This is a genomic window from Hymenobacter sp. (assembly GCF_035709525.1).
Lineage (GTDB): Bacteria > Bacteroidota > Bacteroidia > Cytophagales > Hymenobacteraceae > Hymenobacter.
Window position 1 is genome coordinate 56,647 of record NZ_DASTEP010000230.1, and the last position, 21,200, is coordinate 77,846.

At 65.0% G+C, this 21,200-nt stretch carries 16 protein-coding genes; 6 read left to right on the top strand and 10 right to left on the bottom strand.

The window, feature by feature from the left end; all coding sequences use genetic code 11:
* The first annotated feature begins 360 nt into the window (after nucleotides 1–360).
* From VFO93_RS20175 to VFO93_RS20200, 6 genes are all read left to right on the top strand, one after another.
* On the top strand, nucleotides 361–3,759 hold the full coding sequence (locus VFO93_RS20175) for a TonB-dependent receptor (RefSeq protein WP_325136197.1): 3,399 nt from the start codon (nucleotides 361–363) through the stop codon (nucleotides 3,757–3,759).
* 119 nt (nucleotides 3,760–3,878) lie between these two features.
* Entirely contained in the window at nucleotides 3,879–4,811 is a 933-nt protein-coding gene (locus VFO93_RS20180; RefSeq protein WP_325136198.1) for an AAA family ATPase, read from the top strand.
* Nucleotides 4,812–4,836: 25 nt separating this feature from the next.
* On the top strand, nucleotides 4,837–6,039 hold the full coding sequence (locus VFO93_RS20185; protein WP_325136199.1) for a glycosyltransferase: 1,203 nt from the start codon (nucleotides 4,837–4,839) through the stop codon (nucleotides 6,037–6,039).
* Between the two features lie 125 nt (nucleotides 6,040–6,164).
* Entirely contained in the window at nucleotides 6,165–6,761 is a 597-nt protein-coding gene (locus tag VFO93_RS20190) for a hypothetical protein (RefSeq protein WP_325136200.1), read from the top strand.
* A gap of 384 nt (nucleotides 6,762–7,145) precedes the next feature.
* Entirely contained in the window at nucleotides 7,146–7,949 is an 804-nt protein-coding gene (locus VFO93_RS20195; protein WP_325136201.1) for an alpha/beta fold hydrolase, read from the top strand.
* A 67-nt stretch (nucleotides 7,950–8,016) separates the two neighbouring features.
* The gene (locus VFO93_RS20200) at nucleotides 8,017–8,721 is read left to right on the top strand and encodes an SAM-dependent methyltransferase (protein ID WP_325136202.1); all 705 of its coding nucleotides are present in this window, start codon (nucleotides 8,017–8,019) and stop codon (nucleotides 8,719–8,721) included.
* 94 nt (nucleotides 8,722–8,815) lie between these two features.
* Here VFO93_RS20200 and VFO93_RS20205 read toward each other — a convergent pair whose 3' ends face one another.
* The 10 genes from VFO93_RS20205 to VFO93_RS20250 all read right to left on the bottom strand — a co-directional run bounded on the left by VFO93_RS20205 (nucleotide 8,816) and on the right by VFO93_RS20250 (nucleotide 21,139).
* Nucleotides 8,816–9,871 carry a T9SS type A sorting domain-containing protein gene (locus VFO93_RS20205; RefSeq protein WP_325136203.1) on the bottom strand — a complete coding sequence of 352 codons (1,056 nt, stop codon included), beginning with the start codon at nucleotides 9,869–9,871 and terminating at the stop codon, nucleotides 8,816–8,818.
* 280 nt (nucleotides 9,872–10,151) lie between these two features.
* Nucleotides 10,152–11,576, bottom strand: coding sequence for a T9SS type A sorting domain-containing protein (locus VFO93_RS20210; protein WP_325136204.1), 1,425 nt, complete (start codon nucleotides 11,574–11,576; stop codon nucleotides 10,152–10,154).
* Nucleotides 11,577–11,694: 118 nt separating this feature from the next.
* Nucleotides 11,695–12,996, bottom strand: coding sequence for a sensor histidine kinase (locus VFO93_RS20215; RefSeq protein ID WP_325136205.1), 1,302 nt, complete (start codon nucleotides 12,994–12,996; stop codon nucleotides 11,695–11,697).
* A gap of 116 nt (nucleotides 12,997–13,112) precedes the next feature.
* A complete protein-coding gene (locus tag VFO93_RS20220) occupies nucleotides 13,113–14,474 on the bottom strand; it encodes a sigma-54 dependent transcriptional regulator (RefSeq protein ID WP_325136206.1) in 1,362 nt (453 codons plus the stop codon).
* A 128-nt stretch (nucleotides 14,475–14,602) separates the two neighbouring features.
* Nucleotides 14,603–14,995, bottom strand: coding sequence for a GxxExxY protein (locus tag VFO93_RS20225; protein WP_325136207.1), 393 nt, complete (start codon nucleotides 14,993–14,995; stop codon nucleotides 14,603–14,605).
* Nucleotides 14,996–15,146: 151 nt separating this feature from the next.
* Complete coding sequence (locus VFO93_RS20230) at nucleotides 15,147–15,848, bottom strand: head GIN domain-containing protein (protein WP_325136208.1); 702 nt, start codon at nucleotides 15,846–15,848, stop codon at nucleotides 15,147–15,149.
* Nucleotides 15,849–16,143: 295 nt separating this feature from the next.
* Nucleotides 16,144–17,340, bottom strand: coding sequence for an ABC transporter permease (locus tag VFO93_RS20235; protein ID WP_325136209.1), 1,197 nt, complete (start codon nucleotides 17,338–17,340; stop codon nucleotides 16,144–16,146).
* Between the two features lie 64 nt (nucleotides 17,341–17,404).
* Nucleotides 17,405–18,658 (bottom strand): ABC transporter permease, encoded by a 1,254-nt coding sequence (locus tag VFO93_RS20240; protein ID WP_325136210.1) that lies wholly within the window; start codon nucleotides 18,656–18,658, stop codon nucleotides 17,405–17,407.
* Between the two features lie 124 nt (nucleotides 18,659–18,782).
* Nucleotides 18,783–19,472, bottom strand: a complete 690-nt coding sequence (locus tag VFO93_RS20245; protein WP_325136211.1) for an ABC transporter ATP-binding protein — start codon at nucleotides 19,470–19,472, stop codon at nucleotides 18,783–18,785.
* A gap of 119 nt (nucleotides 19,473–19,591) precedes the next feature.
* On the bottom strand, nucleotides 19,592–21,139 hold the full coding sequence (locus VFO93_RS20250; RefSeq protein ID WP_325136212.1) for a TolC family protein: 1,548 nt from the start codon (nucleotides 21,137–21,139) through the stop codon (nucleotides 19,592–19,594).
* Nucleotides 21,140–21,200 lie beyond the last annotated feature (61 nt).

A 21,200-nucleotide genomic window follows, 5' to 3' on the forward strand; every position in this document is an offset into this window, starting at 1 on the left:
ACATAGTAACAGAGCTGCGGGCACCGGCGGCACTGGCGCAGCGGTTAGGTGATACAAAGGTGAGCGGTAAAACTACCCCCCGCCGGGCATTGGCGACGGGCGCGGGTATTTGGCGGCTTAACGCGGCTTTCAACTGGCCGAATGGCGCGGCCCACTGCGCCCCTACCCGCCCGCGACCCGGCCGGCGGGTGCTCGGGGCCGCCGCGCCCTTGCATTATGCCAATGTTACACGATGAACGGCGCGCCAACAATTCAGTAACCAGCCGCCAACAATTCCATAACCGACTACCAATAATTCGGTAACCAACGCTGGCACTTAACCGGGGGAACTTTGCACCAGCATTGGCTTAACCCCTTCTTATGCGAACTCTTACCCCTGGCCAACCCGCAACGCGGCTGGTCGCCTTGTTTTTTCTGCTGTTGCTGGCCCGCCTGGGCGCGGCCCAGGTTACGACCTCGTCGATAGGCGGCAAGGTCGTTTCCGACAAAAATGAAGAGCTCATCGGCGTTACCGTCGTGGCTACCAACGTGCCCACCGGCACCAAGCGCGGCACCGCCACCGAACTGGATGGCCGCTTCAGCATCCCCAACCTGGCCCCCGGCGGACCTTATTCCGTTACGGTAACTTACGTAGGTTACAAGCCGCAGACGGTCAACAATATATACCTGACGCTGGGCAACACTACGCGCCTCAACTTTACGCTGGCCGCCGAGGCGCAGGCGCTGAATGAGGTCGTGATTACGGGCAACACACAGGCCACCAAAACCGGCGCGGGCACCAACGTGGGCAAGGAGTCTATTCAGCAGCTACCTACCATTTCGCGTAGCATTCAGGACTTTACGCGCCTCGACCCGCGCAACTCAAACGGTTCGTTCGCGGGCTCGTCGTTTCGCTACAACAACATCACGCTCGACGGGGCCGTGAACAACGACGCCATCGGCTTTTCGCCCTCGCTGGGCGGACAGGGCGGCACCTCGGGCCTGCCGGGCTCGTCGGCCCGCGCCAACCCGATTTCGCTCGATGCCATCCAGGAAATTCAGGCCTCGGTAGCGCCCTTCGATGTGAAGCTGGGCAACTTTACGGGCGGCTCGATTAACGCCGTGACGCGCTCGGGCACCAACGATTTCCACGGCTCGGTGTACGGCTTTGGCCGCAACCAGACCCTGACGGGCACCAGCGTGGACGGCGACCGCTCGAAAATCGGGAGCAGCTACCACGACTACCAGACAGGCTTCCGCCTGGGCGGCCCGATTGTGAAAAACAAGCTGTTTTTCTTCGTAAACGCCGAAATAGCCCGCCGCCAGGAGCCGCAGTTCTACGGCGCGGGCACGCCCGGCTCGCCGGTTTCGACGGACTTGGCCCAGCTCATCGCGGCCAAGCTGCGCACCACCTACGGCTACAACGTAGGCGACTACAACGACTATAACATTCACGCTAACAGCGACAAGCTGTTTGGTCGCATCGATTTCAACCTCGATGACAAGACGAGCATTGCCCTGCGCCACAACTACGTAAAGTCGGAGGCGACCAACCTAGAGCGCTCGGGCAGCTTGTTTAAGTTTGGCTCGCAGGACTTCAACCAGAACAACCTGCAAAACTCGACGGTGCTGGAAGTGAAGTCGAACTTCAACAGCAAAATCGCCAACAACCTGATTTTGGGTTACACCAACATCCACGACTACCGCTCGCTGCTGGGCGGGCAGAGCAACCTGTTTCCGTCGGTGCAGATTAACAACGTGGGCGGCAACATCGGCAACGGCGTGCTGTACTCGGACACCTACTACCGGGGCTCGAACCAGGTACTGCTGGGCTCGGACCGCGAGGCAAGCATCTTCAACACCCGCACCAAGACCTTCGAGATTACCGACAACCTGACCTATTTCCTGGGCAACCACACCCTGACGCTGGGCACCCACAACGAGCTGTATAAGATTGATTACGGCTTTATTAACTCCTGGAACGGCCGCATCGAGTACAACAGCGTATCGCAGTTCCTGAACGACCAGCCAACCCGCATCCGGGGCACGTATAACACGACCGACAACAGCTACGCTTACAACTACAACAACCCGTCGGCGACGTTCAACATCAACCTGTACTCGGCTTACGTGCAGGATGAGTGGGCCATCAGCGACCGCCTCAAAATCACGCCCGGTTTGCGCTTCGACCTCACCTCGCTGCCCAACCCGCCCGCCGTGCGCGCCGACCTCGTGAACACGGCCGCTAACGACGCGCGTACCCTCAACCAGACCTACCAGCACACCAGCTGGCAGAACTTCGACAACCGCCTCTTCGGCAAGGTGCAGGTGTCGCCCCGCCTGGGCTTCAACTACGACGTGAAGGGCGACGGTAGCGTGGTCGTGCGCGGCGGTACGGGCATCTTCACCGGCCGCGTGCCGTTTGCCTGGATTGGCTACGCCTACTACAACAACGGCGTGAACTACAACTCGGTGGACTACAACGGCCTCCAGCCGAGCACCAACCAGGCCGCCGGCCCCCAGGTGCTGCTTAGCCAGGACCCCACGCAGATTTACCAGAACGCTGCCCGGGTATCTAGCTCGCCCCAGAATACGACCGAGGTGAACCTCATTGACCCCAACTTCAAGCTGCCGCAAATCTGGCGCTCGTCGCTGGCCTTCGACTTCAAATTGCCGATGGGCTTCCGCGCCTCGGTAGAAGGCCTGGTAACGAAAGTGATTCAGGACGTACAGTTCTCGAACATCAACCTGGTCGACAACGCCACCTACTACGGCCAGGGCCCGACCCAGACGCCCCGCTACTCGGGCTACACCTTCCCCGGCACTACCTCGGCCGCCACGCGGGTTAACCCGCTGCTCTCGAATGCCTTCCTGCTGACCAACACCAGCCAGGGCTACCGCTACCAGCTCACGGGCTCGGTGGGCAAGGGCTTCGGCAACTTCCTCGACGTGAACACGGCCTACACCTACGGCGTGAGCAAAGACATCAGCAACGGCATCCGCAACTCGTTTCAGAGCAACTGGGAGCTGAACCCGGCCCTGAACGTGAACAACCCCAGCCTGGCTTATTCCAACTTTGATTTGCGCCACCGCGTAGTGGCCAGCATCAACCTGCACCACGGCCTGGGCCAGCGCTTTACGGGCTACTTCACCTCGGTGCTGACCTACGCCAGCGGCTCGCCCTACACCTGGGTGTATAACAACAACTTCTTCGGCAACGGCCAGCAGAACGTGCAGCTGGCGTACATTCCTGGCTCGGCCTCGGACATTACCCTCGTAAGCCGCGCCAGCAACACCTCGCCCTACACGCTCGACGCCAGCGGCGCGCAGTACGCGGCCCTCAGCAATTTCATCGACAACGACGCCTACCTCAAAACCCGCCGCGGCCAGTATGCCGAGCGCAACGCCGCCCGCACGCCCTGGAACAACCAGGCCGACGTGCGCCTGATGCTGGAAGCCAAGCTCGGCAAGCTCGAAGCCAACGAGGCCGGCCAGGTGCCCGCCCGCCACACCATCCAGATTTCGCTCGACGTGCAAAACGTGGGCAACCTGCTGAACCGCAGCTGGGGCCGCCAGTACTTCGTGCCCAACACCTTCAACTCGACGCTCGGCACCGGCCTCTCGCAGGTGGCTTTTGCCGACGCGGCCGGCAACATCTCGAACAGCTACAGCAGCACGTTCAACCGCCCGGCTTTCACCTACAGCTCGCCGGCTACCTACTCCATCGACCAGCTGGCCTCGCGCTGGCAGGGCCAGCTGGGCGTGCGCTACTCGTTTTAGTAGCGTGTACCGCACAGCTAAAAAGCGGCTGCTCCACCGGGGCAGCCGCTTTTTTATTGGGCCGGGCGGCCAGGCGGCCGGGCCTACCTTTGTCCAGGTTACTTCTCTTTTTTGCTGCTATGATAACCCGCCAGGAATTTCCTTATTTACAGGAACTACTCATTCACGACGCCTGCGTGGCGAAGCACCTGCGGGTGCCGGTGTTTGAGCCGGGGCAGGAGTTTCGGCACCTGGTGCTGACGGGGCGCAGCGGGGCCGGCAAAACGACGGTGCTGCGCGACTTGGCCGCCAACGAGGCGATGCGCTTTCCCTACCCCAACGCCCGCCCGGCCCTGCGCCGCCAGGTAGAGGCGCGCTTTTACGGCCGCAGCCAGCAGCACTCGCTCGAAGTCATTTTGCGCAGCCGCTTCGTATTTGCTTTTTTTGAGGCCACCCGCCAACTGCGGGTGCAGGAAGTAACCTCGGTGGTGCGGGCCGATGCCCTGGAGGCCGAGCTGTCGCACCCCGAAAACACGCAACTCAAAACCGCGCTTTTCAAGCAGTTTCTGGTTAATAAAAAAGTTTTCCACGTGTTCGACGCGCTGGACGGCAAAACCGAGAGCGCCCGGCAAAAGGAAAGCTTTTTTCGCCAGCTCGACGCTACCCTGGCCCAGCTGTTCGAAGACCCCGGTGCCCGGCTGGAGTTCGTGCGCGAAAACTTCGAGTTCTACCTGCACCTCTCCGATGGCCGCCGCCTCACGCTCAACGAGCTGTCGGCGGGCTACTCCGCCTTGCTGAGTGTTTTTATGGAGCTGCTGATGCGGGTTGACCTGCTGCGCACGCAGGTAAGCGATTACGGCTACGACCCCTGCGGCTTCGTGCTCATCGACGAGCCCGAGGCGCACCTGCACCCGGAGATGCAGCGCCAGCTGCTGCCGCTGCTCGCCGGCTTGTTTCCCAACTTGCAGTTTATCGTGGCCACGCACTCGCCGGCCGTGGCCTTCAGCCTGCCCAATACCACGGTGTTTGACCTGAGCACCGGGCAGGCACTACCCGCGCCGCCCGCCGCGTAGCGGCTATTTCCCTACCTGCCTGCCGATGGCCGCTTTGAGAATTCTGCACCTGCCCAAGTGGTACCCGCATCGCTACGACGACCAGGACGGCGACTTTGTGGCGCGGCACCTGGCGGCGATTGCCGCGCAGCCCGGCCTTGCGTCGGCGGTCGTGTTTGCGACGGTGGCGGCGGGGCCGCTGCGGCGCGTGGTGGAGCAGGAAACCGACCTAAGCGGCCCGGTACCCACCTGGCGCTACTACTACCGCGCCCGCCTCACCGGCCTGGGGCCGCTCGACCGGCTGCTGAAGCTGCTGCTGTGGCTGGGCTGCGTGCTGCACGGCCTGCGCGCCGTGCGCCGCCACTGGCAGGGCCAGCTACCCAGCCTGGTGCACGTGCACGTGCTGCTGCGCACGGGCCTGCTGGCCTGGGCGCTGCGCGGGCTGCGAGGCCTGCCCTACGTGGTAACCGAGCACTGGACCATCTACCTGCCCGAGCGGCGGGCGCTGCTGCCAGGCTGGCGGCGCTGGCTCACGGGCGTGGTGGTGCGCCGGGCCGCCGCGCTGCACACCGTATCGCGGGCGCTGGCCGAGGCTTTGGGCGGGCTGGGCGCGCGGGCACCGCGCACGGCCGTTATCGCTAATGTGGTCGATGTGGAGCTGTTTAGCCCCGGCCCGGCGGCCGAGGTGCGGCCTACTACCCTGCTGCACGTGTCGGCGTTTCACGATGGCGTTAAGAACCTGTCGGGGGTGCTGCGGGTGGTGGCGGGGCTGCGGCCAGCCTGGCCCGGCCTGCGCCTGCGCGTGGCCGGCTACGGCCCCGACGAAGCCCACCTGCACCGCTACGCCGCCGAGCTGGGCTTGCTGGCCGATGGCACGGTAGTGTTTTTGGGCAAGCTGCCGCACCCGGCCGTAGCTGCCGAGATGCGGCAGGCTACGGCGCTGGTGTCGTTTAGCCGGGCCGAAACCTTTGGCTGCGTGCTGCTGGAGGCACGGGCCAGCGGCCGGCCCGTGGTGGCTACCCGCGTGGGCGGTGTGCCCGAGCTTTTCGAACCCGCCGGAGCCTTTGGCCAACTGGTAGCGCCCGACGATGAAGCCGCCCTGGCGGCGGCCCTGGCGCAGGTGCTGGCAGAGGCTGGCCAGTGTGCCCCCACCCGCCTGCACGCCGACGCGGCTGCCCGCTGCGGCGCAGCGGCCGTAGGAGCGGCGTTTGGGCAGTTGTATCGGCAGGCAGCGCCAGCCGCCGGGTAGCCTGCAAAAACCCCGCGCAAGCGTGCCGATTCAACTCCGCCAAACGCTGCCAGCAACAGTGCCACCTTCTCACCAGCAGCCAGCGCCCCGCCCACAAGGCGCCGCCGGGCGTAGGTTCGCAGCTTATGAGACTTCTCCGCCCGTTGTTTGAGGCCGCCGTGGTGCTGGTGGTGGCGCTGGGTTTGGCGCACTGGGCGCTGGGCCTGTTCAGCAAAAAAACCACCGTGTACCGCCCCACCGTGGCCCGGCAGCTGGCGCTGCTGACGTGGCCCGTGCTGGCCGTAGGCGCGGGGCTGGTGGCGGCCGGGCCGGGCCTGCTGGCCCCCGTAGCCGCCGAGCGCTGGCTGGCCTGGGGCCTGCTGCTGGCCGTGCTGGTGCTGGCGGCCCCGGCGCTACTGCTGCACCTGCGCTACTACACCCTCAATGCGGCTACCACGCTGGTATTCGACCCCGCCCAGGGCCGCCTGCAAGTGGCCCTGGCCGACGTGCTGGCCTACGACCCCGCCCGCCAGGGCTGGCCCGGCCCCGGCCCTATCGAATGGAGCCGCTGCCGCTGGCCCGGCGTATTCTGGCGGCGCTACGAGTACCTGCGGCTGCCGCTGCCGCAGGGCGACATTGTGCTCACCGCCCTGCTGCTGCCCGATATGCAGCCGCTGGTGGGCTACCTGCGCCACTTCGGGGTAGTGGTGGTAGAGCGCCGGCGCGGCTGGGCGTGGGTGTGAGGTGTGAGGTGTTGGGTGTTGGGTGTTGGGTGTTGGGTGTTGGGTGTTGGGGCAGCAAAAAATCAAGTATCTAACATCTACCCAAATAACTATTCGCCAACCTCCCAAGGCCGCTCTTGGCTGGCAGAAAGCCAGCGGCGGCGGCGCAATAAAGCGTTTTTTTGTGCTCGCCAAAGCTGGGGCCGCGCACTTGCCCCGCCGGGAAAGCTGGCCTTTTTTCGCTGCCGATGCCCAGTGCTACCGGCCCCTGCCCCCAAACGCGGTGAACGCTGGGGCCAGCCGATGGGCTCCGCCGGGCGGAGGGTGCACAGGCGCAGCGGCCGGCAAAGGTGAGCCCGGGCGCTGGCTACCATCTTTGCGGCTCTATTCAACTCTGCACTCCCTATGGCTACTCCCCTGCTGCATTTTCTTGAACAAGGCGACCCGGCCGCCCCGCCGCTGGTGATTTTGCACGGCCTCTTTGGCACGCTCGACAACTGGCAGACGCTGGCCCGCCGCTGGGCCGACGAGGCCGGCCTGCGCGTCATCAGCGTGGACTTGCGCAACCACGGGCGCTCGTTTCACGCGCCCGAGCACAGCTACGCGCTGATGGCGCAGGATGTGCTGGCGCTCTTCGACCACCTGGGGCTAGCGGCCGACCGCCTCACGCTGCTGGGCCACAGCATGGGCGGCAAGGTGGCCATGACCCTGGCCCTGGGCTACCCCGAGCGGCTGGCCCAACTTATCGTGCTCGACATCGCACCGCGCTTTTCGGACATGGAGCACCAGGACGACATTATCGCGGGCTTGCAGGCCGTGGATTTGCGCACTATCCAGAACCGGCAGCAGGCCGAGGCGGCGCTGCTGCCGCGCATTCCGCAGCTGGGCGTGCGGCAGTTTTTGCTGAAAAACCTGTACCGCCGCGAGGACAATTCCTTTGCCTGGCGCATCAACCTGCCGGCTTTGGTAGAAAACCTGGCGGCCGTGGGGCAGGAAATTTCGTCGGCCCAGCCGTTTCTCAAGCCCACCCTGTTTATCCGGGGCGGCAAGTCGGACTACATCACGGCCGACGACAAGCTGCACGGCATCCCGGACCTATTTCCCAACTCGCAGGTGGCTACCGTGCCCGACGCCGGCCACTGGGTGCACGCCGAAAAACCGGACGAGATTTTCGGGCTGGTGCGCAATTTCGTTGGAGTTCTGAGTTAAGGGTTTTGAGTTCTGAGTCGTCACTCACTACTCTTCCAAACTCAAAACTCCTAACTCCTAACCCCTTATGCTTTACCTCCTCCCTACCCCGCTGGCCGAGGGCACCGCGCCGCAGGTGCTGCCGCCGCAGGTGGTGGCGGCCGTGGCCCGGCTGCCCTATTTTTTGGTCGAAAACCTGCGCACCGCTCGCCGCTTCGTGAAGGAAGTAGCGCCGCACCGCGTCATCGAGGACATTCGCTTCGAGCTGATTGACAAGGACAGCACGCCGGCCCAGGTGAAGGCCGCGCTGGAGCCGCTGCTGAAGCAGGGCCTTGAGGCGGGCGTGCTCTCCGAGGCCGGCTGCCCCGGCATCGCCGACCCCGGCGCGGCGCTGGCCCAGGAGGCGCACCGGCTGGGGCTGCCGGTGCGGCCGCTGGTGGGGCCGTCGAGCATCTTGCTGGCGCTCATGGGCTCGGGGCTCAATGGGCAGCGGTTTGCCTTCCACGGGTATTTGCCCATCGAGAAGGCGGCGCGCATCGCGGCCCTCAAAAGCCTGGAAAAAGAGGCCTTTCAGCGCGACCAGTCGCAGCTGTGCATCGAAACGCCCTACCGCAACGACCAGCTGCTGGCCGACCTGCTGGCCCACCTCGCGCCCGGCACCCGCCTGTGCGTGGCCGCCGACCTCACCGCCCCCACCGAGTACCTGCGCACGCTGCCCGTATCTGCCTGGCGGCAGCTGCCCGAGCTGCCGCGGCTGCACAAGCGCCCGGCAGTGTTTGCGCTTGGCAAGTAGTGCGTAGGCTTGCACGCTTGTCATGCTGAACGCAGTGAAGCATGACAAGCGCTTATATAGCAAACAGGCAATCCTTACGTCACCAGCACCGCACTCAGTCAACTTTCAAAAACTTTGCCCGCTGGCCGGAGGCCACGTCCTGCACGAAGTACAGGCCAGCAGTCAGGTCGCTGATATTCAGCCACAGTTGGCCGGGGCCGGTGGCCACGCGCCGCACGGGCCGGCCCAGCTGGTCTAGTATCATAAAATCGGAGCCCGCCGCACCGGCCACGGTGAGCGGGCCGGTGGTGGGGCTGGGGTAGGCCAGCAACCGCGGGGCCAGCGCCCCGGTCTGCACGGCCACCACGGGCGAGTAGGTAGCCGGGCCATCGTGGTCGAGCTGCCGCAGGCGGTAGTAGTGCCGGCCGGCGGGGGCGGCCTCGGCATCTACAAACTGGTAGGTGCGGGCCTGGGTGGTGGTGCCGCCGGCCGGCACCCGCCCGATGGCCTGGAAGCGGTCGGGCGCATCGGCCGGGGCGCGCTCTACCACAAACTGGTCGGCCCCGCGCTCCGAGGCCGTAACCCAGGTGAGCGCCACACCCGCCGGCGTGGCCGCAGCTTGAAAGCTGGTGAGCACTACCGGCAGGGGCGCTACCGTGCTAAAGGCCTCATAAATTTCAATATCCTGCCCCAGCGCCAGCACCGAAAAGAACACCAGCTCTATCTGGTTGAAGGGCTGGGTCGGGGTAAAGGAAATGCGCCGGATGCCCGAGGCGTCGATACTCAGATTCAGCAGGTTGCTGCTCAGCACGTGGCTATCGACTGGAGTGGTGGCAGCGTCGTCTTTGTAAAAAGTATTGAGGGTAGCGCCGCCAAATAGAGCGGCCGAAATCAGGACATTGGGCCGCAGGTACATGCCGGCTTCTTTGCCAGCGGCGGCGGTGGCCGGAAAACTCACCCGCAGCCGGGTGTAGCCAAGCAGCAGGGTGGGCTTGATGGTGGCGTTGGTAGCCAGGTTGCCATCGGCCGCCCGGTTGTTGTTGGACACAACGCCTTCTTCGAGCACCACTTTATTGGCGTATTGAACTTGGGCGGCACCGGGCAAGCCCAGGCCCAGGCAAGCCAGCACGAGCAGCAGTGCCCGCAGCCGGCAGAAAGAAGAATAGTACATGGCCGGAAAAGGTTAAAGCGTGAGCTTCAGCCTTTACAAACCCGCTGCCAGGGCTTTTTTTATTTTTATCCTACAGCGCCGTCTCCTCATTATCCTATTTCAGCAGCTGCGGCTTACCATATTGGGATGGGCGCGTCTCATTGCGGTAGCGCCAGGCCCACTCCAGCGCACCGGGGGCCACGCGGCGGCCCCACGGCGAAAGCCCGCACTAAAAAGCCCCCGCTCTGCCGGGCAGAACGGGGGCTTTTGGGGTTGGCAGCCAGCAGCTACTAGCCGGTGGCTACTGAATGCTCACCTGCTTGGTCACGTTGGCTTCGCCGGCCTGCACCCGCAGGGTGTAGATGCCGGGGGCCAGGCTGGCCGTGCCAAACTCGAGCTGCGCCCCGGAGCTGGGCAGCGCCGCCGCGCGGCGCGCCACCTCCTGGCCCAGCGCGTTGTAGAGGCGCGCCTCGGTTTGCGCCACGCCCGCCAGGGCGGGCACCCGCACCGTGAAGGCCGTGGTAGCGGGGTTGGGGAATACGCTTACGCTGCCCGCGGCCAGGGCCGGGGTAGTGGCCAGCGCCGTGGCCGGCAGCATGCCCTTAAACATGCCGCCCGTGGTGCCCGACGAAGCCGCCGTGGCTACACCACCGCTCCAGGCCGTGGTGCCGTTGAGGAACGCCACGGCGGTGTGCAGCACCTGCGTATCGAGTATGTCCCAGGTAGTGCCGCCGTCCGTCGTGTACGAGCTACCGCTGAGGGCTCGCGTGGGGGTGATGGGGATATAGCCGGCGCACACAAACGTGTTGGGCTGACCGGGCACGCCGCTTACCGAGGTTGGGTACACGAGGCCCGCGCCGCCCGGCGTGCGCAGCTGCCAGGTAGCCCCGCCATCCTGGGTATAGGCAATCGAGTTGGTGATGCTCGCCGCGTTGGCGTTCAGGGCAAGGCCGACCGTAGCCGAGGTGAAGGCCAGCGCCGTCACTTGGGTGAGGCCTGTGTTGGCCACCGCCCAGGTGGTGCCGCTGTCGGTCGAGCGTAGCACCCGGCCGGTCGAGGTGCCAAACCAGCAGGCGCGGGCGGCCGGGTTAGCGCCCGCCACGGTCGTGAGCGTGCCAGGGCTGCCGGTTTCGCCCGTGCTAGCCGTGGGCACCGAGGTAGCGGCCGTCCAGGTGGTGCCGGCATTGGCAGTAGTGTAAATCTCGAAGCCAGCGAGGCCCGGGCGCGGGTCGCCCGCCACTACCACGTTGGTGGCACTGAAAGCCAGCACCCCGTTTTGGCGCCCGCCGCTGGTCACCGAGTAGGCGCTGGTCAGCTGCGGCGTCCAGGTGGTGCCGCCGTCGGCGGTGTAGTAGAGGTAGCCCCCAGCGTTGGTGCCCGTTCCGGCAAACGACGCCCAGGCCACCGTGCTGCTCGCCGCGCTGATGTTGTTGAAGGAATAGCTGGCGGCGGCTGAGATGGTGCCCGCCGTCCAGGTAGTGCCGCCGTTGGTGGTGCGGGTATAGCCGTTGTAGGCCGTGCCCCTGGCTTGGCTGTAGTCAAAGCCCGCCGCCCATACGGTGTTGGCATCCACGACGGAGAGGCTGGTGATGCCTCCGTTGGCGGGCAGGTTGCTGTTTTGCTGCACCCACTGGGCGGCGGCGGGGGTGCGGGCAGCCAGCAGGCTGCCCGCCGTTAGCAGCCCCAGCACCAGGCGCTGAGATACGAAACGTAGGGGTGTAACCATAAGGGATTAGGGGGTATTAGGAGAAAATTGGTACGGCGCAAAGGTCAACGATAATTACCCATTATGTACATGATTTTCTAAAATAAAGCTATATAAACCTCCGGTAAACTAAGCTCAGCTAGTGCAGCCGCACCCGGAACTCCGTGCGCCCGTTGCTCCCCGTTGCGAGCTGAAAAGCAAAGCCGTGGGCCAGCAGAATATCGCGCACCAGCGTGAGGCCAATGCCCTGCCCACCCGCCTTGGTGCTGAAAAACGGCGTGAACAGCCGCTGGCTCACCTCGGGCGTGAGCGGCGCGCCGTCGTTGGCGAGGCAAAGCGTAGGCGGCTGGGCGGTGGTCGTCACCCACACGTTGCCGCCGCCGGGGCCGATGGCTTCGAGGGCATTCTTGGCCACGTTGAGCAGGGCCTGGGTGAGCTGCTGCGAGTCGGCTACGATTTCTAAGGGGCCTTCGTGGGTTAGTTGCCAGTGCCAGGCTACGCCCTGGGCGGCGCTCTGGGCGCTCAGCAGCTGGCTTAGGTTGCGCAGCAGCTGGTGCAGGTCGAGGGGGTGCGGGGCGGGCGGCGGCAGGCGCACCAGCCGGGCGTAGCCGGCCACGAAGTCGGCGAGCTGGGTATTGCGCCCGATGCTGACATCCAGCGCCTGCGCAAAGTCGGCCTGGTCGGCCGCGGCGAGCTGCGGCGTGTAGTACCGAAACGAGCCCAGCAGCGAGTTTACGGCCCCGATGGAGTTATTTACCTCGTGGGCCACCAGCCGGATAAGCTGCTCGTAGGTCTGCTTTTCCTGCGCCCGGATTTCCTGGGTCAGCTCTTCCAGCACGATAAACCTGCGCTGAAAGCCCCGGTCGAGAAAATGCGCGGCGGCGGCGCGGTAGGTTTGGCCGCCGGGCAGGCGCACGGGCTGCGGCTGGCCCACGGCCAGAGCGGCCAGCACCGGGCCCCAGGGCGCGGGCAGCGCCGCCACCGGCTGCCCGGCCAATGCGGCGGCGGGCTGGCCCAGGGCGCGGGCGGCGGCGGCGTTGGCACTGGCTATGCGCTGCTCAAAATCCAGGATGAGAATGCCGGCCGGCGAGGCGTGGATGAGCCGCTCCAGCAGCACGCTTTGCTCGTGCTGGCTCACGCGCTCGTGGCGCAGGGCGTCGAGCATCTGGTTGTAAACGGCCACGAGCTGGTCGAGCCCAGGCTCACCCACGGGCTGAAACTTCAAGCTAAAATCCTGGGCTTGCAGCGCCGCCGTGCCCGCCGCGATAAGCTGCATGGGCCGCGTAAAGCCCCGGTATAGCTGCCACGCCAGCCCCAGGCTGGCGAGCAGCACTACCTCACACACAATGAACAGCGTAGCATTGGTAGTGCGAAACTGCGCCGCCAGCGCAATGAGCACCGCGTAGAGCGGCAGTAGAAACAGCAGGAGCTTGAGGCGCATACCGGAAAACGTTTGTCATTGCGAGCGCAGCGCAGCAATCGCACCAAGACGGGGTACTCAACAGGGGCGATTGCTGCGCTGCGCTCGCAATGCCAACTTCTTACGGCTGCTCCAGCCTACTCGCTATACGGAATCCCAAACTTATCCAGCCTTCGGTACAACGCCCCCCGGCTGAGGCCCAGCGCCCGCGCCACCTGGCTGAGGTTGCCCCGGTGCTGGGCCACGCTCTGCCGGATGGCCTGCTCTTCCAGCGCCTCCAGCGTAAGCGAGCCGGGCGGGGGCGAGGGAGTAGCTGCGTGAAAAAGTGAATTTCCGGGCTGAAAGTCGGCAGGCGTCAACTCGTCGTTCAGGCTGGTGAGGGCGGCGCGCTCAACCAGGTTTTTGAGCTCGCGGATGTTGCCGGGCAGCGGCTGGCCTTGCAGGTAGTGCGCCGCCGCCGCGCCCAGGCGCAGGCCGGGGCGGCGGTAGGTGGCTTGCAGCTGCCGGATAAAGTACTGGGCCAGAGCCGGAATATCCTGCGGGCGCTCGCGCAGGGCGGGCAGGTGCAGCGTGATGAGGTTGAGCCGGTAAAACAGGTCTTCGCGGAAGCGGCCCTGCGCTACCAGCTCGGCCAGGTTTTTATTGGTAGCGGCCACTACGCGCAGGTCGAGGCGGCGGGGCCGGCTGTCGCCGAGCACCTCGTAGGTGCGGTCTTGCAGCACGCGCAGCAGCTTTACCTGGCTGGCCAGCTCCAGCTCGCCGATTTCATCCAGAAAAATGGTGCCGCCGTTGGCCAGCTCGAAGCGGCCCACGCGGTCGGCGCGGGCGTCGGTGAAGGCCCCGCGCCGGTGGCCAAACAGCTCGCTTTCAAACAACGAAGACGAGATGCCGCCCAAATTCACTTTCACAAAGGGCGCACCGCGCCGGTGGCTGTTCTGGTGCAGGGCCTCGGCAATGAGCTCCTTGCCGGTGCCGCTTTCGCCTTCTATCAGCACCGAGGCATCGGTGGCGGCCACCTGCCCCACCTGCCGCAGCACGGCCAGCAGGCGCGGGTCGTCGCCCACGATGTTGCCCAGGGCAAACTGCTTATCGAGCGCCCGGCGGCCGGGCGGCGGGGCCGCCTCGGCGGGCGCGTGCAGCGCCAGCACGGTACCGATGGTTTGGAGCAGCGCCTCATTCTGCCAGGGCTTGGTGACGAACTCGGCCGCGCCGGCCTTCATGCCCGCCACCGCCAGCGCGATGCTGCCCCAGCCCGTGAGCAGCACCACGGGCACCTGCGGGGCCAGCGTTTTTAGCTCGGCTAGCAGCGCCAGGCCGTCGGCCCCGGTAGTGGCGGCCGTAAAATTCATATCGAGCAAAATGAGCTGGGGCACGGCTGCCCGCACGGCGGCCAGCGCCTCGGCGGGGCCAGGCACGGCGGCGGTGGCGTAGCCGGCCTGCTTCAGCAGCAGCTGGAGCGACACGCGCACCGCCAGGTCATCATCAACTACCAAGACCACTGATTAGCACGGATTTTAGCGGATTTCACGGATTTTGTGGACGGCGTATTTACGCGGATTTTGCGGGATTCGTGGACGGCGGATTTTGTAGATAGCGTTTCACTTGTGGACTCTGGATTTAGAGCGGGTTAGGTGAGATGCGCGGGATTGTGAAGCAGGCGCTTGAATTTTAGGCTGGCCTCGCCAAAATTGATAAGCAGCGCCACTTCCAGGCGGTAGGCTTTCAGGTAATTGATGGCTTGCGCATGGTGCGCTCCGGTTAGCTCGCCTACTGCTTTAAGCTCTACCAAGACCTGGCTCTCCACCAAAAAATCTGTTCGCCTCGACCCAATGACTTGGTCTTTATAGAAAACTGGCAGGCTTACTTCGCCTTGGAATACAAGGCCCGACCTGGTTAGCTCAACGGCCAGGCCGCGCTGATAGATTACCTCGGGAAAGCCACTGCCCAGCTCGCGATGCACACACATCGCGCAGCCAATTCTTTCTTTAGTAAGGTTGTTAAAGCGTGTATCGAGCAGCATAAAGCGAAGCTAAGCTATCGGCTTCATCCAAAGCAACTCCTACCCAGCAGCCATCCGCCCCGTCCACAAAATCCGTGGCTACCAAACGCACCAAAAGCAAGCCCTCCGCACCGTCCACAAAATCCGTGAAATCCGCTAAAATCCGCGCTAATCAGTGATTGCTGACGCTGCCGCCGCTGCTGGTGCGCTTGGTGAGCTGCGGCGAGCCCTTGTAGCTGATGCTGCCGCCGCTGCTGGCCTGGGCCACGAGGTCGTCTTTCACGGCTACCACGATGGAGCTGCCGCTGCTGGCTTCGGCACGGGCGTGGTCGGCCTGAAGCTTGGGGGCGTCGAGGCTGGCGCCGCTGCTGCTTTGCACGTCGAGGCTGGTGGCGCGGCCGCGCAGGGTGGCCGAGCTACCGCTACTTTGGCGCACGGTGAGGGTAGTGGTGGCCAGGTCGGCTTCCACGCTGGCCCCCGACGATACGTCGAGCTGGAAGGTGGCGGCGTCGAAGTCGCCCGCGGTATGCACCGACGCGCCGCTGCCCGCCGTGAGGGCCGTGAGCTCGTCGGCCGTCACGGCCACGCGCAGGCGCTTGTTGGTGCGGTCGTTGCGGCGGTTGCGGTCGTCGTCGTTGCGGTAGCGCAAGGTCAGCACGCCGTCCTTCACGGTGGTTTCGATGCGGTCGCGGTAGGCGTCGGTGGCGGCGCTCACCTCCACGCGCTGGCTGTGGCCGGCGGTGAGGGCCAGGTCGATGCCGGTGCCCACGTTGATGGCGTGGAAGGCGGGCACCGGGCGCGTCTGGGTACTTTGGGCGTGGGCGGCGGGCAGGGCGGCGAGGCCGAGCAGGGCGGCGAACAGGAAGTTTTTCATGGGGCAAAAGAAAGGTAGTAAAAGGAGACGGTGCTTGGTTTGGCCAGGGGTACCGGGCGGGTCAGGCATTCGTTACGAAGGCTGGAAAATAATCTTGCGGCGCGGCCTGCTTAGGCAGCCAATGGCCGGGGTAGCTTCGTTGCGGGCTGCTTGGCCTTTTCCCCCCAAAATTTATCCTCCTGAAGTCAAAATCCAACCTCCTAGGCCCGCAGCCTATGCTCATAGGCACCAAACCCAACCTCATAAGCCCGCAACCTGACCTCGCAGGCCCCAAACCTACCCTCGGAGGGTAGGTTTATTCTTCGCGCAGCGCCACGGCGGGCTGAATGCCCGCCGCCAGCCGGCCGGGGTAGAGGGCACAGCCCGCCGCCAGCACGTAGAGGCCCACCGTAGCCAGGGCCATGCTGGTGAGGTACACACCCGCCTTCACATTGAGCACGCCCAGCAGCGGAAACTGCACCGCCAGCAACAGCCCCAGCAGCAGCCCAAACGTGGTCAGCACCAGCGTTTCGCCCAGCACCTGCCTACTGATGGCCCCGGCCGGGGCCCCCAGCGCGCGGCGCACGCCCAGCTCGGCACGGCGCTGGTTGATGGCGAGCCACAGCACGCCAAAAAGTCCCAGCGCCACATTCACCAGCAAGAACACGCACACCGCGCCTAGGATAAGTGGCAAAGCTAGGTCTACCTTGAGCCGCGTCATGCGCTGCTCGGGCAGAGTCACGATGCCGCTCGTCCAGGCGCCGGCGCTGATGGCGCGGATGTCGTCGGCAATGCGCTTTTCGAGCACCCCGCCGCTGCCGGGGCGCACCCGCACCAGCAGCGTAGTGAGGGCGCGGGCCGTGTCCTGGGGGCTGATGTAGAGGAAATAGCCGGGCTGGGGCTCGCTCAGCTCGCCAGCCGTGCGGTAGGGACCGCTCACGCCGATTACCTCGTAGTCTTCCTTGTCGTTGTCACGGATGAGGCGGCCCACCGCCGACTCGCCCCCCGGAAACATGGCGGCCTGCGCTAGCTCGGTGATGACGATGGGCTTGTGGCGCGCCCCGGCCTCGTCGCGACGGTCAAACCACCGGCCGGCTACCAGGCGCAAACCCATCACCTCGCGCAGCTCGGGGCCGGCGTCGTACACGTCGCCGTAGGCATCGGGGCGGCTGGCACCTTGCACGGCCCGAAACTCGGTGGTGTTATTGCTGAACGAGAAGGGCGTGTTCTCGACGCTACGCGATACCTGCACCACGCCCGGCGTGCTGCGCAGCCGCGCCAGCACCTGCTGCAAGGTGGCATACTGCGCGGCGTGCGACTGCGTACCGGGGTTAATCTGAATTTCCCACACGTTGGCGTAGTCGAAGCCCAGCGGGGCGCGGTAGTTGCGCCAGCTAAACACGCCCACGCTGCCCACGGCAAACAGCACCACGAAGGCCAGTACTATTTCCAGAATCAGCAGGCCGTTGGCGCGCTTGCGGTTCCACATCAGAGTAAGCAGGTGGCGAAGCATAGCTGGTTGTTAGTTGTTAAATGATTAAGCATGACACTTGTTTTCTCTTTGCAAACGGGTGCGGCTAGCTGCCAGCATCGCCCTTGAGGGCCTTTACGGCGGGCAGCTTCGACATCTTGTAGGCCGGGTAGCCGCCTGAGAGCAGGCCAAAAAACAGCACCACGCCCAGCGCCACTCCAAACACCCGCGCGTTCAGCCCGTAGCTGGCGTAGGGGATAAGCTGGCTGTTATTGAGCAAGCTCAACACCCCGGCCGCCAGCGCCAGCCCTAGCGCGCCGCCCAGCAGCGTCAAGAAGATATTCTCGATGAGAAACTGCCCCACCAGCCGCCCCGCCGTGGCCCCAAATGCCTTGCGCACCCCGATTTCGGACGAGCGTTCCAGGATGCGACTCACGTTGATGTTGACCAGGTTGAGGGCCGGCAGCAGCATAAACAGCACTCCCAGCAGCAGGGCCACCTGCACGAAGCGCCCCACGCCGCCCTCGGCCGTCGCGTTGTCGCTATCGCGGCCCGTGTAAGAGGCCAGCAGCGTGCGGGCGAAGGTATTGACCTGCTTGAAGTGCTTGGGGTCGGGCACCGGCAGGTGGGCTACCAGCTGCGCGTATTCGGCCTGCACGCGGGGCACCTCGGCCGCCGAGCGGGCCAGCACGATGGCCTGGTAGCGCCCCAGCAGACTAGGGTTGCGCAGGTCGTCGTTGGTCGTCGTGATGGGCGTCCAGAGCTCGGCGTAGGTGCTGAGGCGCGTCAGGGGCACGTCGCGCACCACGCCCACCACCCGGTAGGGCACGGCCTCCAGCACCAGGTCGCGGCCCACGGCCGGGGCCCCGGGGCCGAAATAGCGGCGCGCCGTGCGCTCGTTGATAACCATCACGTGGGCCGCCTCGCGCACCTCCCGCGCATTGTAGGGCCGCCCGGCCACGAAGTCAAAATCCAGCACCTGCCAGAACTCGGCATCGGTGCGCTTGCGGTCGAGCTTGAGGGCCTGCTGGCCCACGTAGGCCACGTCGGTGCCGAAGTTGGCCTCGCTGATGGATGCCTTCTCCGCCGTCTTCAGGGTCCGCACGTGCTGGTCGAGAAACGCGTAGCCTACGCTGCCATTGCTCATGCCGCCGCCCTGGTACAGCAGCTGCATCCGGTTGATGAACAAGAGCCTGTCTACGCGCAGCTCGGGCCGGTGCGGCCCCACCGTGTAGTCGAACATGGCGTACACCACCAGCAAAATCATCAGCGTGAAGCTGATGCCAAACAGGCTGATGGCCGTGAAGAACTTGCGCCGCAAGAGGACTTTCCAGGCGATTTTGAGGTAAGAAAGAAGCATAGTTTTCTGGAATTAAAGTTGGCTGTCATTGCGAGCGCAGCGAAGCAATCGCACCTGTTCGGCTGCTCGCCGGGTTCCATTCGGGTGCGATTGCTTCGCTGCGCTCGCAATGACAATCGGGCTATCACGCCACCTGTCGACCGTCGAAAAACCGTATCAGCCGCTGCGTTTTCAGCGCCTGCTGCTCGTCGTGGGTCACCATCACGAGGGTAGTGCCCTGGTCGCGGTTGAGGCCCAGCAGCAGTTCCATTATCTCCTCGCCCATCACCGAGTCGAGGTTGCCGGTGGGCTCATCGGCCAAAATGATTTCGGGCTGCCCGGCCAGGGCGCGCGCGATGGCCACGCGTTGCCGCTGCCCGCCCGAAAGCTGCGCCGGAAAGTGCCTGGTGCGGGCACTGAGGCCGACTTTGTCGAGGGCTTCCAGGGCGCGGCGGCGGCGCTCGCCGCCCCCGATGCCCGCCCGGTAAAGCAGCGGCATCTCCACGTTGTCGACCACCGATAGGTCGTTGATGAGGTGATAGCTCTGGAAAACGAAGCCGATTTTATGGTTGCGTAGCCCGGCCAGCTCTTTGTCGGAGTACGACGTGACGGGCCGCCCGTCAATCTCGATGGTGCCGCTGCTAGGCTCATCGAGCAGGCCCATGAGGCTGAGCAAGGTCGATTTGCCGCAGCCGCTGGGCCCCATCACCGACACAAACTCGCCGCGGTTGATGGTGAGGTTGACCTGGCTGAGGGCCACGGTTTCGATGGTGCGGGTCTGGTATACCTTCTCGATGTTGGCGAGGCGGATGACGGGGGTGGAAGTTGGCTGCATAAAAAGCGTGTTAAAATCTCGTCTGTCATGCTGACGAAGGAAGCATCTTGGCTGGGTGGTAAGGCTGGCGAAGCGGCCAAGATGCTTCCTTCGTCAGCATGACAATCGCAAAAAAGCAGTTACTCGGCCGCCAGCGGCTGCCCGGTTTCGAAGTCAAATAATGTGAGCCCGCGCAGTCGATAGTATCCTACCCACCCCGCCCGCAAGGCCAGGATGTAGCTGCGCCGGGCCAGGTCTTTGGCGGCCGAGGCCAGGGTTAAATCGGTGAGGGAGAGGCGGCCGGCCTCGTAGGTAGCGCGGGTGATGGCGTAGCGGCGCTGGGCCAGCGTGTCGGCGCGGGCGGCGAGGCGGGCCTGCCCGGCCAGGACAGGCACCTGGGCCGCCTGCGTAAGGATGGTTTGCTCGAAGGCGCGCTCGTCCTGGCTCACGGTGGCCTGGATTTGGTCGCGGGCCAGCTCGGCGGTGCGGATGGTGGCGCGGCGGCGGCCCCAGTCCACGAGCGGCAGCGCAAAGCTCATGGCCACCTGCTGCTGATTTTGCAGGGCCAGGTAGCTTTCACGCAGGCCCGGTGCCTGGTTCACGTAGCCCAGGTTGGCCGTGAGGGTAGCCAGAAAGCCGGTGGTGCCGCGCGCCTGGGCCACGTCGCGGTCGGCTTGCAGCTGTCGCCGCTGAAAGGCCAGCGTGGCCGCCCGATGCTGGCGGGCCTGGCTCAGGGCCTCGGCGGGCACCACGGCCAGGGCGGGCGCGGGGGCGGGCACGGCCAGCGGTGGCAAGGCAGCTTCGGTGGTGGCAGTGGCCACCTCGGCGGGCAGGGCGCAGTAGGTGCGCAGGCTCACGGTGGCGGTTTCGGCGTCGAGGCGGGCCTGGGTCTGGGCCTGCTGGGCGTCGAGCAGGTTGAGCTCTAGCTGCAACAAGTCGCTTTGCGAAAGGCGGCCGATGGCGTATTTCTCGCGGCCCACGCGCAGCAGCTCGGCGGTGGCCTGGGCATTCTGGCCCGCCACGGCAGCGTTTACCTGCTGTAGCAGCACATCAAAAAACAACTCCGTCACGCGCTGCGCGATGGTTTCGCGGGCTTCGAGGTACTGGCGCTGGCTTTCCTGGTAGAGCAGCGGCGCGATGCGGCGGTCCCAGCGCAAGGCATTGAAGTAGCCCAGCGGCTGCGTTAGGCCCAGGGTAAAGGGCTGGTTGTTATAGCGCTTCTCGCGTCGGGCAAAATCATCGAAGCGCTGCACCTGCGAGCCCACTACCACCTGCCCACCGGTAAGGCCGATGTTCTGGGTCAGGTTCAGGGCTAACAGCGAGTTGTTGTAGCGCACGCTCTGAAACTCAGTGGTGCCGTCGGGCTGCACCACCGGGATGATGGCGCGGTTGAAATTGGGCACCGTGCCGGCCAGCCCCAGCTGCGGGCGGTAGCTGGCCTGGTAGGCGCGGTAGGCCCAGTAGCCGCCCTCGCGGGCGGCGCGCGCCTGCTGGGCCGGGGCGGCCGTGGCCTGGGTCTGGGCAATGAGGGCGGGGAGGGTGAGGGTTTGGGCGTGGAGGGCGGTACTTAGCAGTAGCAGCCCGACCGCCTTACCCCACCCCCCGGCCCCCTCCCCTCCGGGAGAGGGAGAGCCGGACGACTTATAAGCGACTTTCTCTTTAAGAAAGATGAGTAGAGAAGAAGACACGATTGACAAGGTTTTAAAATAGAATCGTCAGGCTCCCCCTCTCCCGGAGGGGAGGGGGCCG